12 protein-coding genes and 2 pseudogenes are annotated in these 16,582 nt (G+C 65.9%); 7 read left to right on the top strand and 7 right to left on the bottom strand.

Annotated features, from left to right (window positions below):
• Nucleotides 1-112: 112 nt before the first annotated feature.
• Nucleotides 113-1,087, bottom strand: a complete 975-nt coding sequence (locus J4E96_RS04790) for an aldose 1-epimerase family protein (RefSeq protein ID WP_319637742.1) — start codon at nucleotides 1,085-1,087, stop codon at nucleotides 113-115.
• A 289-nt stretch (nucleotides 1,088-1,376) separates the two neighbouring features.
• On the opposite strand from J4E96_RS04790, the pseudogene J4E96_RS04795 reads away from it, so the two are divergent.
• A pseudogene (locus J4E96_RS04795) lies at nucleotides 1,377-2,354 on the top strand (CpaF family protein); the annotation flags it as partial.
• A gap of 193 nt (nucleotides 2,355-2,547) precedes the next feature.
• Entirely contained in the window at nucleotides 2,548-3,255 is a 708-nt protein-coding gene (locus J4E96_RS04800; RefSeq protein ID WP_227424644.1) for a hypothetical protein, read from the top strand.
• Nucleotides 3,256-3,323: 68 nt separating this feature from the next.
• Here J4E96_RS04800 and J4E96_RS04805 read toward each other — a convergent pair whose 3' ends face one another.
• Together J4E96_RS04805 and J4E96_RS04810 are read right to left on the bottom strand one after the other, a co-directional pair.
• The gene (locus tag J4E96_RS04805) at nucleotides 3,324-4,043 is read right to left on the bottom strand and encodes a hypothetical protein (protein WP_227424645.1); all 720 of its coding nucleotides are present in this window, start codon (nucleotides 4,041-4,043) and stop codon (nucleotides 3,324-3,326) included.
• A gap of 6 nt (nucleotides 4,044-4,049) precedes the next feature.
• Nucleotides 4,050-4,622, bottom strand: a complete 573-nt coding sequence (locus tag J4E96_RS04810) for a M15 family metallopeptidase (protein ID WP_227424646.1) — start codon at nucleotides 4,620-4,622, stop codon at nucleotides 4,050-4,052.
• Nucleotides 4,623-4,945: 323 nt separating this feature from the next.
• Here J4E96_RS04810 and J4E96_RS04815 point away from each other — a divergent pair.
• The 4 genes and pseudogenes from J4E96_RS04815 to J4E96_RS04830 form a co-directional block, all read left to right on the top strand.
• A pseudogene (locus tag J4E96_RS04815) lies at nucleotides 4,946-5,143 on the top strand (IS110 family transposase); the annotation flags it as partial.
• Between the two features lie 291 nt (nucleotides 5,144-5,434).
• Nucleotides 5,435-5,809 carry a GIY-YIG nuclease family protein gene (locus J4E96_RS04820; RefSeq protein ID WP_227424647.1) on the top strand — a complete coding sequence of 125 codons (375 nt, stop codon included), beginning with the start codon at nucleotides 5,435-5,437 and terminating at the stop codon, nucleotides 5,807-5,809.
• 450 nt (nucleotides 5,810-6,259) lie between these two features.
• A complete protein-coding gene (locus J4E96_RS04825; RefSeq protein ID WP_227424648.1) occupies nucleotides 6,260-6,775 on the top strand; it encodes a hypothetical protein in 516 nt (171 codons plus the stop codon).
• Between the two features lie 310 nt (nucleotides 6,776-7,085).
• Nucleotides 7,086-8,234: a hypothetical protein gene (locus J4E96_RS04830; protein WP_227424649.1), complete on the top strand. Its 1,149-nt coding sequence runs from the start codon at nucleotides 7,086-7,088 to the stop codon at nucleotides 8,232-8,234.
• 413 nt (nucleotides 8,235-8,647) lie between these two features.
• Here the strand turns inward: J4E96_RS04830 and J4E96_RS04835 are convergent, their stop codons facing one another.
• The 4 genes from J4E96_RS04835 to J4E96_RS04850 form a co-directional block, all read right to left on the bottom strand.
• Nucleotides 8,648-11,080 carry an AAA family ATPase gene (locus tag J4E96_RS04835; RefSeq protein WP_227424650.1) on the bottom strand — a complete coding sequence of 811 codons (2,433 nt, stop codon included), beginning with the start codon at nucleotides 11,078-11,080 and terminating at the stop codon, nucleotides 8,648-8,650.
• Nucleotides 11,081-11,704: 624 nt separating this feature from the next.
• Complete coding sequence (locus tag J4E96_RS04840; RefSeq protein WP_227424651.1) at nucleotides 11,705-13,144, bottom strand: hypothetical protein; 1,440 nt, start codon at nucleotides 13,142-13,144, stop codon at nucleotides 11,705-11,707.
• A gap of 112 nt (nucleotides 13,145-13,256) precedes the next feature.
• The gene (locus J4E96_RS04845) at nucleotides 13,257-14,081 is read right to left on the bottom strand and encodes an abortive infection family protein (protein WP_227424652.1); all 825 of its coding nucleotides are present in this window, start codon (nucleotides 14,079-14,081) and stop codon (nucleotides 13,257-13,259) included.
• A gap of 218 nt (nucleotides 14,082-14,299) precedes the next feature.
• Complete coding sequence (locus tag J4E96_RS04850; protein ID WP_227424653.1) at nucleotides 14,300-14,842, bottom strand: hypothetical protein; 543 nt, start codon at nucleotides 14,840-14,842, stop codon at nucleotides 14,300-14,302.
• 285 nt (nucleotides 14,843-15,127) lie between these two features.
• On the opposite strand from J4E96_RS04850, the gene J4E96_RS04855 reads away from it, so the two are divergent.
• Nucleotides 15,128-16,222 carry a hypothetical protein gene (locus J4E96_RS04855; RefSeq protein ID WP_227424654.1) on the top strand — a complete coding sequence of 365 codons (1,095 nt, stop codon included), beginning with the start codon at nucleotides 15,128-15,130 and terminating at the stop codon, nucleotides 16,220-16,222.
• The last annotated feature ends 360 nt before the right edge of the window (nucleotides 16,223-16,582 follow it).

Here is a 16,582-nt window from a genome sequence, read left to right on the forward strand (position 1 = left end):
CTGCGCCGTCCAGACCTTCGCCGAGTGCGACGTAGTTGCGGCCGGGAGGCGCTAGCCAGCGCCACAGGGTCGCACTCGGCGGGTCAGAGCGGGCGACGCGGGCGTCGTCGGCTCAGAGCAGCGCGATGCCCCACGTGACCTCGTGGCTCGCGCCGGGCTCGAGCCGGATCAGCCGGTCGCCGGTGCGGAACGCGTCCGCGATGCAGCTCATGGGCTCGGCCGCGAGCCCCGTGCGGCGCACCGCGACGTTCGAGAGCGCGTCGCCCGTGCACACCTGCCAGGTGTCCATCGTCGCGTCCATCCAGACCGCGGCCGTGCGGCCGTCGGGCGCCGCGAGCAGCAGCCACGACAGCCCGTCGCCGTCGCGGATCACGTCGACGTACGCGTCGTCGAGCGCGATGCCCCGCAGCGACTGCGGGGCGCGGAAGTCGAAGCCGCCCGCGGCGGGCTCGGTGCCCGTCGGCAGCAGGCGCGCGTCCGTCGTCACGCGCGAGGTCGCGTCGAGCCGCAGCGTGCACTCGTCGAGCGCCGCGCCCCCGGGCGACAGCCACGGGTGGAAGCCGACGCCGTAGGGCGCCGCCTGCGCGCCCTCGTTCGTCGCCGCGACCCGGATGTGCAGGCCCGACTGGGAGAGCGTGTAGGTGACCCGCACCCGCACGGCGAACGGGTAGCCGGGCACGGGCACGAGCGCGAGCTCGAGGGCGACAGACGCGGCGTCGTGCGCGACGACCGTCCAGCGCTCCCACGACCCGAGCCCGTGCAGCGCGGTCGCGCGGTCCGGCTCGGTGATCGGCAGCTGGTACTCGACGCCGTCGAAGGCGTACTGCCCGTCCGCGAGCCGGTTCGGCCAGGGGATGAGCACCCCGCCGTTCGACGCGGGCGCGAGCTCGTGCTCGCCGAAGCTCGTGATGACGTCGCGGTCGCCCACGGCGTACTCGCGCAGGTTCGCGCCAACCTCAGTGATCGTGGCGCGCTGGTCGCCGAGGGCGATGCGGAACTGGGCTCCCGACGGCGCGGGGGGCGTCTTCGGGCCGGGCGACGCAGGGGTGGTCTGGGCGCCCGACGTTGCGGCGGAGATAGTGGTCACGCTCCCACGGTAGAGGCCGCAGGCGCTCCGGCGAAACCACCTGCCGCGCGGCGCTCACGCCGTCGCCGGCGAACTACGAGAAGTGGGCGCCGATTTCGCGGTTGGGCGGCCACAACTCCCAGATCGTCGACGTGTCGCGCGCAGGTGTCGGCGAGCTGGGCCCGTGTGCGAGGTGCGGTCCGGGCGGAGCGATGGGGTTGTCCACAGGGCGGTCGCGTAGGGGTGCGCGATGTCCGGTTTGTCCCGTACTCTCACGCTCACCGCATGGCCGCGTGATCGGGGGGCGCACATGGATGGTGTGGTGATCGTGGAGTCCGAGGTGCGCGAGATGATCCGTCGCCGCGGTCTCGACCCGAGCCGGGACCCGCAGGGCATCCGCGAGCTCATCACCGCCGCCGTCGCGGACTACGACGAGCGGGCCCTGCTCGGCACGGTTCCGCCGCTCGTGGATTCCTCGGCGGCGACGAAGCTCGTGGTCGACGCCGTGGCCGGGCTCGGTCCCCTGCAGCGGTACCTCGACGACGACGAGGTCGAGGAGATCTGGATCAACGCCCCCGCCCAGGTGTTCGTCGCGCGCCGCGGGGAGCCCGAGCTGACCACGACGATCCTCACCGCCGCCCAGGTCCGGGACCTGGTGGAGCAGATGCTCAAGGTGTCCGGCCGCCGGCTCGACCTGTCGAGCCCGTTCGTCGACGCCTCGCTGCCGGGCGGGGAGCGGCTGCACGTGGTGATCCCCGACGTCACGCGTCGCGACTGGGCCGTGAACATCCGCAAGTACGTCGTCCGCGCGAACCACGTGCAGGACCTGGTCGACCTCGGCTCGCTCACCCCGCACGCGGCGGCGTTCCTCGACGCCGCAGTCGCCGTGGGCCTCAACGTGCTGGTCGCCGGCTCGACCCAGGCGGGCAAGACGACGATGCTCAACGCGCTCGCGGGCTCGATCCCGACGCGCGAGCGGATCGTGACCTGCGAGGAGGTGTTCGAGCTCCGGCTCAGCCACCGCGACGTCGTGGCGCTCCAGTGCCGCCAGCCCAGCCTCGAGGGCACGGGCGAGATCCCGCTGCGCCGCCTCGTGAAGGAGGCGCTGCGCATGCGCCCGAGCCGCATCCTCATCGGCGAGGTCCGCGAGGCGGAGGCGCTCGACATGCTCGTCGCGCTGAACGCGGGCGTGCCGGGCATGTGCACGATCCACGCCAACAGCGCCCGCGAGGCGCTGACCAAGATCTGCACGCTGCCTCTTCTCGCGGGTGAGAGTTATCCCTCTCGGTGTCACTGTTTCTGAGCGGGGGAGTGCACTCTGCCTATGTTGGCGAGCATGCGGTCGGGGGCGTCCGCGGCGTAGCGCCGCCCCAGCGCGCGCCCGAGTCATGTCCCCGCGGAAACCGGAGTAGTTCGCTGGCGCTAGGCGGGCGTATCTGCAAGTACGTGCGAACGTACCCCTCTCCGCATAGCCTGTTCGTATGTCGACCGTCTCCAGCGGGCCCAGTGATCGAGTGGATGACGAGTTGCTCGTCTTGGCTGACCTGCCTGCAGGCTGGAACCCCCTCAGTCGTTCCGCTGGCAAGCGGCCCGAGGACGACAGGGTTGAGTTCGACGCGGTGCTCGGCTACGTCGACCAGACCCGGACCGGGCATGAGCCTCAAGCACAGCGCGATTCTGAGCAGAGCGACACGGCCGGCGGCCGATGGCGCTACATCCAGCACACTGAGACCAAGACTCGGGTGTACCTCCGGCTCCATGGCCAGGGTGCGATCGCTGGGGAGATCCGCATCACCGGCGTCGTGTACCTGCCCGGGCGACCCGGCGACCCGATCACCAGCCACCTGCTGCGCGAGCTACCAACGGCCCGGATCGAAGCGGCGATCAACAAGCGACTCTTCGCCGCGACGCGCACCAACGCGATCACCGGCGGCGAGATCGAATTGCCGAGCGGGCGCAAGGTCGCCGAACGCGACTTACTCGAACCACTCGCCGACCCGAAGCAGACTCCCGACTTCTACGAGCTCGTCGCGCTCCAGCACAGTCGCCTCACCGCCAACGGCGACGTCAACCCGTCCGCGACGATGGCCGAACTCAGTGGCGTCGCGCTCAGCACCACTCAAGGCTGGGTCGCCAAAGCCCGCACCCGTGAACTCCTGCCACCAGGACGCCGAGGACGCCCCGGATGACGACCAGAGCCAGCACCTGCCGGCAGGCACGATTTGGCGGTCCCGACCCCGGGACAACCGATCCCGGCTCACAGTCCGAGTGCTTCCCTCACTCGGTCGGTGAGCTCCTCCTCAGTCATCGTGGTGTCGACCTCGATCAGGTGCAGATCGAGGCTCGCCACGTCGTCGCGGAGGCGCTCGGTGAACATCCGATCACGCTCAAGGAGGTTCTGGAGGGCCCTGGCCGGATCACTGGTCTTGCCCGCGATCTCCCACGATGAGCCCCGGCTCGAGAATGCGGCCCGGCGAAAGGCTGGCGTCGGCAGTAGCCAGACAGCGTGGTCAGGTGAGTCGAGAAGAGGCCGAACGAGGTGTGGCAGCAGGCGGAATCCCTCGGCGATCACGCCTGGTTCTGGCGGTAGATGCACGAGGTCGTCAACGACTTCGTCGAAGCCCTCGCCGCGAAACCAGTGGAACGTCTCGAGCATCGTCTGGGGTGACCGGTCGACCCATCGCTCGTCCATGTCCATGGCGACGAAATCGCCCAGGAACGGGGCGACATTCGGGTCGCTCCGGTTGGCGTGATCGGACATCACATCATCCGTGACGTACAGGCGCATTCCGATCCGAGCAGCGATGCGCCGAGCAACGGTCGACTTGCCCCCGCCGCTCCCGCCACCGATCCAGTAGACGTGGCGCAGCCGTGCGCGCAGCGCTGCACCGTCATCAGTGCTGACGTGCCGTTCACCCGGCATTCGATCCAGACCCTCCGCAGCGCTCACGACGGTCGACGCGATCGTCGCGGTCACTCGCCATCACGTCGGGCTGTAGTGGGCGGCTGGGGCGCCGGTCGCTGCAGCCCAGTATCGATCGCCGTAGGACCAGTGCCACCACTCGGGCGGGTAGTTGACCAGGCCGGCCCTGGTGAGCGCTTCGCCGAGCACGTCGCGTCGGCGTCGCGCCGTCGCTGGGATGTTCTTCGCAGCGGTGAAGCAGGCGTTGGCGCTGGCCGCCGGTGTGGCGTTGACCCGGGTCCCCATGTCGAGTTCGACACCGTCTTGCCACAAGGTCAGGTCCACAGCCGCGCCGCACGGGTGCGGCGCGACCGACGGCGGGGAGACGTGCTTGCTCGCTTCGTCGTTGAGGCGCGAGGCAGACCAGCTCGGGTTGAGTTCGCTGAGTTCTGCTCGGTAGCTCTTGAAGTAGTGCCGTTGCAGTGCCACCGGCCGGTGGCCTTCGATGATGAGGAGCCTCATGCCGTTGGGAAGTGTTGCCTGCGCCACGAGCAGGCGTTCGAGGACTCCGGCCCGCAGGCGAGACCAGGCACCGTCGGCGTCTTGCTTGCGGTCGTCGATCAGCAGTCCGCGGTGCACCTGGAGGTCGAGCAAGTCCTCGCCCGACTCGAGAACGGGCACGGCGGCAACGGAGGGATCAGATAGCAAGAGCACGTCGACACCTTACGACCGTGCCAAACGGCCACCTTCGCCTCGAGCCGCTACTGCGCCTTGGCGACAACCTGCGATGCGCTGCCGATCGACTGGTTGGGTATTCGCCTGACGACGGTCTTGCGATCAGTGGCTCAGGGCGCTGGCGATAGCAGCGTCGAGGTGGGGGTGGGGGGCGAGGGTGCGGACGTAGGTCGCGGTGAGGTGTTGGTCGTCGCGGCAGACCATGGCGTTGCCGATGACGGGTGGGCATCGCCCGTTTAGGGGCCCTGTTCCTGTCCGCGTTCGCCGCCCTCCGCGACCCCATCTCCCGGAACTACTACGACCGCAAACGCGCCGAAGGCAAACGCCACAACCAAGCCCTCATCGCAGTCGCACGCCGCCGCTGCGACGTCCCGTTCGCCATGCTCCGAGACGGCGCCCTATACGACCCACCCACCCGAACCGCTTGCCGAACGACATAGGGGCACCCCCGGCGTCAAGTTCACCAACACCGCACGAGTTGACAACGACCTGCTGGTCGGCGCGGATACGATGACGCTCGTACTGCAATTAGCTGTTGACCGTGTCAGTGTCCAGAAGTTTGAAATGAGGGAATTGAGACAATGCTTATTGGCGCCTACGGTCGGTTTTGGGAGCGTGACTATGTTGATTGGAGCGGAGGTAACGGCCGTGCTTGGAGACTGTTGGGGCGCGTCAACATTAACAAGGGGTCACTAGCGGTCACTGATTTTCGATTCGCGCGCGGTGTATATGTGCTATACGACAACACGGGCATCTACTACGTGGGCCTCGCAAGTGGCAAAGGCGGCATTGGAGGTCGATTGAAGGACCACCTCGACGACGATCACCGCGATTCCTGGAGTCGCTTTTCGTGGTTCTCGCTCGATGCTCCTACTGATGAGCACGACGAAGACGGTGTCTCGAACGTGACTTCTTCGGCTGTCGTAAGCGAAGCCGATTCCACGATCGTCATTCGGGATGTTGAGGCACTACTTCAGTTGACGCTCGATCCAACGGGAAACATCAGTGCGACGAAACTATCCGGCGGTGCGAAGGAATGGATTCAGGTCCCCACAGAGGATCCGGAGCTCTGGACGTTTGCGAGTCTGAAGCACAAACTTGAGTAGCGGTTGCCGTCGCTGCGGGAGGCAGTCGACTGTTCGGCTCGCTTGAGCCGATTGAGGTCTCGCCACCCTGCGATATTGCTACGACCTGGAGTTGACCGGCAAGACTCGTCCGCGAGTGTGATTCGTCTCGACCGCGAGCGGTGACGCCGACGGGTAAAGCCAGCGGCTCGAGGCCGCCTTCGCTGACCATCCCAATGCGCGCGCTCAGTGAAGTGGTGGTCCTGGCTCCCGCGCCAAAGAGTTACGCGTCTCGGCGCCGGTCTCGATTCGACACCCGTCGCCCCGCAGGATCGGGTGGAGCCTGCGGTCACGGATGGTCAGGGCGGACGTGCTGATCAGTATCCGCAGCCCGCGCCGACAAAGCCGTCGTCGGGTGCGCTCACGACCGGCCACGCGAAGTCCCATTGAGGGGTTCCCTGAGGGGGTGGCGGGTGCCGCATAATCGCCGACATGCCGAAGTTGATTGACACGTGGGTCGCCGACGCGCTCGAGGATGAGCGTCTACTCGCGAGTTCGGTCGCCGTCGTCGAGTTCGCTCGCTCGTCGGGGGCGCTGCATGCCGACCACCCACGTCGGCTCGTAGGCGAAGCTCTGTGGTTCTGGACTGAACGCGGGAAGCCAGCTCGGAAGTACCGGATCAGGTACCGGACTCGTGCTGCGCTCCGACGCCAGGAGACGTTGGGGATGTCCGGAGCGGCGAAGTACCTCGCCCATGACCATGTTCATCAGCGCCAGACAGTGATCTCTTACCTGCTCCAACAAGACACGGATGTTCGCGCTGCGCTCCTCGCGGCGCAGGCGTGCGTCGTCACGCGTGAGGAGCATGCACAACTCGCGCAGTACAAGCACCTCCACGGCTGGGCGAGGTACCTCGAGGCAGGGATCGTTCCGCTGGATCTCGCGACCCACATAGAGGTGGATCTGGTCGCTTTCGTCGCGGCAGACCGGACCGCCTGGGGTACTTGAACTGCCGCGCCCCGGCACCCGTTATCCCTCGCCTCGTGCTTTAGCGGGCGAGGACCACCCGTTCGCCTGCGTTCGACTCGTTGACCGCGGGCCCCTTCACCACGAACCGCGAACCGCGAACCACGAAAGCCGGCAAGTCGGCTCGCTCGAGCCGGCGGCGCGGTGCATTCTGTGAGGCACGCTGGATCGGCGCCGGATATGCGGCGCTTCGGGTGCTCGCCGACTGTGTCGCGCCGCGAGACGCTCGGCGGCTGGAGTGAGTACCGTCGTCTCACTGCATGCTCCGCCATAGTGAACAGGAGGAGACGAGGTGGTCTTCGAGTTCGAGGTCGATTCTTGGATTGGATTCCGCTCGGGGTGGGTGATACTCCCGGCAGGCTCCGCCTGGGATCTTCTGGGTATCGACGACGAGACGGCAGAGATCGACATCCCCGAGATTGAAGGAGCAACAGTCGTCGATCGGAGTGCGGGTCGCGTCCGCGACGGCGCTCCTCTACCTAGGGAACTTGAATGGGTGACGGCCGAGGAGATCGAGCGGCGGTTCCCCTCTGTCGGTCGTATTGCGACCCGCGACGATCGCTGGTCGGAGCGGCTACCGACGCCCACCGAAATTCAATCGCACGTCGGGCGGTGTGCCCTCGCAGCCGAGATCCGCCGGGATCTAGCGCTTTGGGAGAACGCCACCCCTCTCACGAATGAGTCGATGGAATTGGCCAAGCGGGTGGCCCGCAATCTCCCAGAGTGGCGGAGTTCGGAAGTGCACATTCCAGAGCTCGCAGTCAACGAACGCACCGAAGCCGTTGAGCGTGCTCGTCACTGGGAAGATGCAGGGGTCGGCTTCCGTTTCCGCACGAAGCGTCGTGAGATCCCACTTGACTACCCGGACGCCGTGGTCGCAGCGCGCCAGAGAGAGCAGGAGTTGGCTGCCGGCCTTGAGAGGGAACTCAACTGGCGTGATGGAGCGGGCCTGACAGGGGCCGTTGCTGGGATGGTGCGAGACCTTCTTTTCAAGCAGGAAGACGAGCTTGTAGCGGTGTTCGAGGCGTTCACACGCGAAGTGGATGCTTATGACCGTGAGGAGAGAGCGAGCGCAGCAGAGTTGATGTCGGAACTGGAAGAGACGGGCGACCGCGCAGTTCAGGAGATTCTGGGCGGGAGACCACATCGGTCGGTGGAAATCAACAACTGGTACTCGGCCACCGCGTATATGGACAGGGCTCGCAAGGACCATCAAATATGCCAGGATCTGATGAAGATGGCAAGGAGCCACCCCGGAACTCCGCAGACCGAGTTCGCGGCACGCTTGAGTGTTAAGTCTGCCGAGTTGGGAGCGATCGCAGGGAAACTGCGTGCCGCGGGCCACCTGCATTGGATGAAGCGCCGCGGTCGCGTCCTTCTGTGGCCCGCAGACGCCGAGATGCCGGCAGGATCGACCGCCTGGGGAATGGAGATTGAATAGCCGATCGTGCCCAAAACTCGCGTAGCGTCACTGCGCATGAGTACCCCGAGTTTGCAAGCAATTCCGTCATGGGTCGATCGCACCGATCCGTGCGACCAGCACCAGTAGGTGCCGGACTTCCGACAGGGTTGGGGCCATTTCGTATGCATGGTGGTGCGAAGCCTGAGAGAGGCCAATCCATGCGTACTTCGCCTCTCGGGCCACCTGAGGCGCGGACCGCTCCATCGCTGACTCCAGGCACGCCAGCATCGACCTCATTGACGCGGTCCCGACCTGATGACCAGAGGCCTCCAATCGCTGCCGGACTGCGTCTTCGAGGGCAGCTCGCCCCAACCAACACGCACCACGGAGCGATTCCGACGGAGCATTTGTTGTGCCGCGGAGCAGATTGCCTGCCTGTGCCAAGAGTTTTGTCACTTGATTCCAGCCTTGACGTCTGTCATTAGTTCCTTGACGTCCTCGCAGGCGCCGATGGGATCGCTACGGAGCCCCTCGTGGAATCCGGAAGAACAAATCCCGAGACCACGTTTACGGAAAGGCCGCAACTCCAGCCACGGACCGAGCTCTTTCGACGCGTCCTCGAACACCGCCAAGCCGATCCGGGAGCCGGTCTTCTGCGCCGCAGCCCAGGCCGCCTCCGCGTCCTGCGGCGGGGTTCCCTTGGCCAGGCTTTCGGAGAAGTAGCGATCCCGGGCCTGAGTCTCCAGTGCCATCCGGAGCATCCCGGGCACCAACATCCGTTTGGTCTGCTCGGGCAGGCCACGGTCCTTAGCCATCGCGAAAGCGTCGTGGAGGTAGCGCTGCGCCGGGTCGTGCGCGTCTCGGACCGTCACGATCGAACCTTCGCCGCGAGTCACTTCCAATATCGTTGCATCCACCGCTCCGCGACGGACCGCAGCGGCCAGCCGGTCGTCGTGGGAGAACACGATTATCTGCCGCTTCTCAGCCAGCCTGGTCAGTACGGTCAACAGACCGTCGATCTTCGAAGGGTCCATCGCCTGGATCGGGTCGTCGAGCACAACGAAGCGGAACGGGCTCTCCGGTCTGGTCGCTCGAGGAAGGAAGAGCGCGAGGGTGAGCGCGTGCATCTCGCCTTGGCTCAGTACCGCTACGCCGTTGCCGTCAGACCCGTCCACCGAGGAAGTTATGTCGACTCTTCGCCTCGTCGCTGACCCTTCGAGGGTCAGTCCGGAGATCTCGACATTGCTCTCCTGACGCAGGTCGGCCCAGATCGCCATTGCCTCGGCGGTGATGGGCTCCAACCTCTCATTCTTCAGTGCGAGGTCGTTCTTCTTAAGCCACTTGACGGCGGCCTTTGCCGCGTCGGCCTCAGGTGCGGCCGCAGCGCACGTTTCGAGCTGATTGGCGAGAGTCGCGACTCGGGTCGCGACCCGAGACCAGGCGTCGTCTCGCTTCGAGAGAATCGGACCGATCGCCTCTTGGAGTTCAGTAAGTGCGATTTCTGCGGCTGGGTGCGTCGCCCGCAAGTGCTCGGCGAGTTCCAAGGGCTCCGTCGGCACGCCTGCCCACGACTCCCAGCTTTCACGCGCCTCCTCCTGGGCAGTTCTGAGCGCCTCGGGAAGGGCCACGGTTAGAGCGTCTGGCAGCCGCTGCACAAGTGCGCGGGCAGCGGCGAGTGAAGTTGCCATCCGGTTACGCGCTGAACGCAGAGTCGCGATGTCGGCTTCCATGGCGTCGACCTCGACCCGCATTGCCTCTGCTCGGGAAGCATTCAAGTCCCCGACGCCGCAGACTGGGCAGGTCATGTCACCCTCGTGCTGATGGGTCTCGAGGGCCGAATTCAATAGGTCTATTCTTCGATCGGTCGCGACCACGGATGCACTGCCAGCTTCCGCGAGTGCCGTGACGGTTTCTTGCAAGGCCCTACTGGCGGCGTGGACGGCTTGCTCGTCGGGCAATGCGAGTTGCAATATGGCACGCAAGCGGCCCGCCCACTCATCTTGTTCCGTGGTGGTCCCGGTGGCTAAGGCGCGGAGTGCCACAACGTCCGGCGCCCGTGGCTTGAGGAGAACAAGGGCTTGGGTTGAGCGACCGTCCTCAAGTGCCTCCAATGCCCTTGCCAGGGCCTTTCTCGTGGTCGCGACGACGGTGGCTGGCTCGGCGAGGAACTTGCTGCGGGCCTCCATGCGGGCGACGACCGCAGCGATCTCCTCAAGACCCAAGATGGTGGCCAAGGTGTCGTACAGCTTGCTGCGGCCGGCAGTCAGTAGCGACCCAAGCTCGTCATAGGTGAGCAATGGGCGGAATGTGTCGATCGCCGAGGTCCAGCCCAGGCCCGCAAGCCCGTCCTCGCGCTTCTTGCCATGTCGCTGTACCGCGATACTCATTGAGTGAAGCTCGCCTCCGGTTGGCCAACCGACGGTGACGTAAGTCGCCCCGACGCTCTCCTCGGCGAGGGTGACCTTGATCTGCGGGGCAGCACCGTCGTGGAGGTTGCGCCAAGCCTCCTTCCACTGGGTGCTGCTCTTCTCCAGCCACCGGTAGGTCGTCCCAGTAAGCGCCGTCTCCAGAGCCTCGGCCAAACTGGACTTCCCGGAGCCGTTGCGCCCGGCCACGATGGTGAGGCCTGGCATCGGTTTGAGATCGAGCGTCGCGGTCGGCCCGATGCCGCGGAATCCTGAGACTTGGATCTGACGAAGGAAGGCACCAGCGGGCTCGACGGAGAGCGGGGTCGTGGCCACGCTTCGGATCGGCGGGCTGAAACCGGCCATGTTGGCGAGCGCCTCGTCGCCCTCCAGCGCCGCGAGGATCAGTAGCGTCGCCTCATCGGACAGCTCGGAGTCTGCTTCAGCCTTGCTGCCGACCAAGTCGGTGAGGTCACTCATGCGGGTCCTTTCATTCGTGTCACAGTGGTCCACTTTGACCAAATCGCACCGGGAGGTGCTCCGGTCCTTGCTACGAAGCGACGGACGCGACCTTGACCTTGCAGTCCGCCTGGATGCACTTGGGACGATAACCCTTGCGCTTCCCAGTGCCGTGGCTGGCCCAGATCGCGTCGATGTCCCAAAGTCCCGGGTCGCGCGGTCCGGTGTCATCAGCTCTCATTCAACGCTCGCGTACCTCATGTCCCGCGGTCTGCCGCAGGCGCTACACCGCCTCCAGTTCATGGCGGGCGGGCGGGGGTGGACGTGGTTGCGACGGTCGTGCTCGACGCAGCGACCGCAGCGAGAGGCGCCGGCACCGCCACGGGGGGTGACGTCATCGAACCGCGGTGCCGATGACGGCGTTGTCATGTGGACATCGAAAGCAGTCGACATCGAACGTCCCGGCGACGCCGTGTTCGACGCACCAACGTCCCCCCTCGGCGCCGGTCTTGTCGGCGGTGTTCGGTTGCGGGTCAGGAGCGGTCGCGCTTGGCGTAGACGACACGGCGGGGGCTTCCTTCTATCGGTTAGTGGTGTTGATCTCCACCATCGAGCGCGCAAGAAGGCCCTACCTAGCGGTTGATGTCACACGATGTCGTCGGGGTTCGGTCTGCCGAACCAGTACGCCTCTCTGGAGGCGTGGCGCATCGCCTCCTCGAGCCGCCATGCTCGACGGCGTTCGAATGAACTGACAAGCCATGTGACCTGCTCATCCGTGGCGTCGGACGCGAGGACGGCGGCGATTGACTCGACCGGCCAGGTGCAGCCTGCCCGGAACGGCCCGCCCTGCACGCCTTGCTGGCCAGCGACGCGGGCGAACCGCTCCGGTTCGTCGACATGACGCGCGAGCTCTGCGTGCACCTTCTTGAGGTCACGCCAGTGCCCGCGCATGCCGCTCTCGACTACCCGCTGGCGGTTCTCGGTGGCTTTTGCCTCGAGGTGGTGCTGTTCAGTGGGTGTCAGCAGCCCCCATTCGACGGCGAGGCCAGCGGAAACCCACGGGTCGCTGATCTCCTCGGTCCGCAGGAGCACCAACTCAACCACGCTCGCCGGGACCAGGCGCGGTGTTGCCGCGAGCACGAGGTCGAACCGCGCGATGGGATCGCCGTCGATGCTGTAGGGCCAGATCGCCGAGCGCGATCCTGCGGTGATGCGCAGGACGCGACCTTCATCGACGTCAGCGCGCTGCTTCGAGGTCATTCCCTGCCCGTAGACGAACGGGACGGCCGTCCACCCGTGCGGCCTGACCAACTTCCACCCGGGTTGCGGCGTCTCTAGTGAGATCCGCGACGAGGAGTTCACTAGCCATTGCGCGATTTTGGTCTCCGTCAGCTTGCGTTCTGCGCGCCAAACAGCTGCGCCACCTTGCCCTTCATGGTCGAAGCGCGGGCGCGCGATGCAGTCCCGCAATAGTGGGGAGTCCGCCCACTCGGTGCGTGCGATTTCGTGCCGCTGGGTCTCGAAGTCCTCGTGCTGTTGCGTGATCATCAGAAGGTTCGCCGACTGCTGCGGGCCGACCAGCAGCTTGCGTGCCAGATGGAGCGCGACTTCGAAGCGCCACGCTGCGTGCCACGCGACGTCCCCGTCGTTCAAGACGGTGGCGAGGTCCGAAGCGGGTGTGATCAGAAGCACTCTTGCTTCGGCGTTGGTGAGCGTGGCTGCGACGGCCAGCCGCCACAACCCGATTGCTGCACTGTGCGTGATGAGTTGCGGAAGACCGTGTAGGCCGCAATCGGTGTACGGGTGGGCTGCCGCAATTGCGACGGCCAGCGCGTCCGTCAGCGGCCGAGGTGAGTAGTGAGCTGGTCCCCTTCTAATCGGCTGCCCGGGGAGTCGCAGTGCGAACTCGGCTGCACGTTCGGCGACACCCGGGTCGAGTCGGAACGCGATTCGTTCGCGGTTGTCGGTCTCGGTGCGCGAGATTGGTGTTGGCGGGAACCGCAACGCGGTGGATATGTGCGTCAGACGGGTGTCTTCATCGAGGCTCGACTGGACTGCGATGTACTCGGCGAGCAGCGCTCGCACGGTTGCGTCCCGGCTCAGCGAACGTGCTGTGGATATGTCTCCCAACGCCGCTACAGCCGCTGGTGAGAGACGAATGCTCGTCTGCGTGCGCGCCGTCCGCATCGCTCGCGCCCTACAGGGCGTCGAGGAGCGCACCAGCGACGAGTGCTGTCGCCCGGGCCATTACACGCGACTCGGCAACTGAGAGCGGTTGAGTCTTGTGCGGACCGGACGGGAGTCCGTGCCCCGTACCGGCGTCGTTCCGCAAGCGGTTCACCTGTGTCGCAAGCAGAAACAGGCACTGCTGGACGGCTCGGTGCGGGTCCGCGTCCAGGTCTGCCCGCGGTCCTACCGCGAAACCGACGGCTGTGAACGCGTTTGCCAGCGTGACAGGGATGCTGCCGGCGTTGCCGCCGACGGGGTAACTGCCGGTTCTCTGCTCTAGGACGTGGCGGGCAGCGGCCTCGTCGAGGTCCTTTCCGGTCCCAATTTGCAGCGGGACGTCGTCCGGGTTGAGGTTCAGGCGGTCGACGTAGGACTGAAGCGCTTCGGTGAGAGCGGTTCCTGAGAGGTTGTCGATCACCTTTAGTCGGAGTGCTCCGTCACGGGCGAGTTCGAACCCGAGGGTGTCGTACTCCGCGCGCAGGCGGTCGATCTTGATGGCGCCGACGTAGGCGTCGAGCTGTGGTGAGAAGTGCCCACCTGCTCGCAGCAGGGTCACAAGGTGAGCGGCGAGGGTCAGGCCGGCTCTTGGGTCGCGATCGTGCGCGTAGACGAATACCCGTCGAACCCGCTTCGTCTTGCCCAGGGGTGCGCCGAGCGGGGTGCGTCCTGTTGGTGCGGGGTCTCCAGCGGTAAGACCGGCTCGGCCGAACGCCTGGTCGAGTTGATCGTGTGACGGCCCGTCGCCGGCTTCGAAGAAGTCGCCTATGACCGCGCCCAGGCCGATGAGGTCCACGAGTTGCGCACGTCCTTCCGAGGGATGCCACCCGCCACCGGTCGGTGCAGGCTAGATCGCCAACTCAATTCTCTCCCGTACCCGGCCCACGTGGAGGAGACTCTTCGCACCCTCCCTTCCGCTGCTGGCGGGCGAGGGCTGTCCCCCTCGCTTTCGCTGATCCTGAGCGGGGGAGTGCAACCTTCCCTATTGTCCCCAGGCTCACGGTGCTATCCGGTCTAGGCGAAGGGCCTGGTGCCCCGGACGACATCGAACCAGTCGAGGAACTGGGCGACGGTCCCGATCTGGCGGACACGATCGTGCAATGCGGTCTGGTCGTGCCCAGGGAGGAACTCTCGGCCAGCAACCATGCCGCCGCACCCACACCGGCACGGGCTCTGGTCAACTGGTCCGTCGACGTAGGTAACCGGGTTCCGCACACCCTGCACCGGGGAGGTCTTGTGGACGTACATGTCGTATACCGGGTGGCCGGCGGTGAGCACCCGGCCGTTGATGATGCTGCGACCTTCCTGCTTGTCTCCAGCAGGGACGCCAACCACCGGGTCGATGCTCTCGATCTCAATCGCCTGTCGTACGAAGCCCCCGTACGACATGAGCGTGTACTGCTCTCCCTGGGCACGCTCACCCAGCTTCCAGGTGCCGTGGTTGGCGTCGTACAGCGCAAGCTGGCTCATCTGGTCGGAGTACCCGACCCGATCCCGGTGGAGTGCATCCTGAGTGGGATCCACGTGCCGCTCGGCACCGAGAGTGATGTGGATCATGAGGCTCAGCTCCGATAGTTGATAGTTGCCCCTGCGGGATGTATCAACTATGGCATGTCGATCGGATAGATGCCTTGTCTGGGAGGGTGAAGTATCGGCGGGGTGCACCGGTGGGGTCAGGTAGTGCTGCGCGTTAGCTTCGGCGAGTTTCCTTGAGGCCCCCTTCACCCGCACGCGCACGGAAGAGTCCGCGAGAATCCCCAACACGCGGCGTCCGACCTGCCATGATCGCCACGGAACCACCACCCCGAGAGGCCATCTCAAATGAGCCAGCGCCTACCCGTCATGCTGACCGTTGTTTTGCTCGCCACCGTCCTGGCGGGCTGTGGTGGCAGCGGAGCCGGCACCACACCAGTCGACGATGCTATCGCCGTCCCTTCTGCGTCTGGGTGCGACCCTGCCTCGACCAACGCGTACAACGGTGAAATTGTCGGCGCGGGCGAATCTGCAACGTTCGCCACCCAAATCGAGCTGGATCTGCGACCGGAGGCGATCGCCGCCCTGACGGACACCGTCGTAGTTGTCGCCGGCCGTCACAGCGACTGGGCTGCGGCCCCAGGCAGCCCCGCAGTCGTTGCTCGCCTCTCCCAGGAAACCGGTGAGGTTCTGGCGTCAACGACCCTGGACTTCGAGACGGTCGGCGCGGAATCGTCGGGCACGTCCGCGACGGTCAGCCAACTCGCCACCGGAGACGGGCGCATCTACGCACTTTGGGATGCACTCTCCTCCGACTCCGACAGTGACCGGCTCGTCGCCCTGGATTCCTGCACCCTGGATGTGCTCGCGACAGCGCCAATGGCATCGTCCCAGCTTTTCGGGGGGGATCAGATCGCGTTCAACCCGACGACGAACACCGTATGGGTTCCCACCACCGATGATGCGTTCACCGTCGTGGATGCTCTGACCCTGGCATCCCTGGCGTCGGTTCCACACGAGGAGACCGGACCGTCGGTTTGCACCGCCGTCACCAAAGCTGGCGTCTGGGTCAACAGCACGTCCATAGACGGGACGACCGGATGGGCCACCCGATTTGACTCGACCACCCAGATCGGCGCAGACATGCCTGCGCTCGCGGTCCCGTCCGGTTGCCTACAGGGCACAAGCTCCGGGGAGGTTTACCTTGCTGGACCTGATCAACTCGTTGCTGTGACCGCCGACGGTTCACCGGCGGCATCATTCGCTGTGCCGCATGCCTTGATCGCGGGCGTCGCCGCGGGAGACATATGGGCTCTGGGAAACACGTCCCCGATCACGCTGACCGGACTGACCAGCGGTGTTCAGCTCACAATTGAGGATGGACCGGGCGAGATCCTGGATGCGGCGGCCACGGCGTCGAACGTCTGGCTCGTAGACTTCGACGGGATCCTGTGGGTCCTGTGAGCTCGCGATGAGGTGAAGGAGTGCATCAACGGGTCCCGTTGCCTCGCTTTGTGGTCTGGCGAGCCACGGCTACCCCTTCCTCGCTTGCTGTATCCAACTGAGGGACTTCGCCGAGAAGTCGTAGGCTCCGGTTTGGGTGCCCCGTGGTCGAGCGAGGAGGCGCACCCCGAGCAAGCCGACCCCGATCAGCAGCACGTGGGTCAGAGCCACAACCCACCTTGCGGCATGGCGGTGATGGTCTGCGACGCGGCGATGATCGTCCCGATCGGGGCTACCCCTTCGGTGATCAGGCTGTGCTGACCGGTGGGAACCCGCGCGGGAAGCCGCTCCCACGCGGTGACAGACGTGCCCGCGGGCGCG

Source organism: Pengzhenrongella sicca (assembly GCF_017569225.1).
GTDB classification, from domain to species: Bacteria; Actinomycetota; Actinomycetes; order Actinomycetales; family Cellulomonadaceae; genus Pengzhenrongella; species Pengzhenrongella sicca.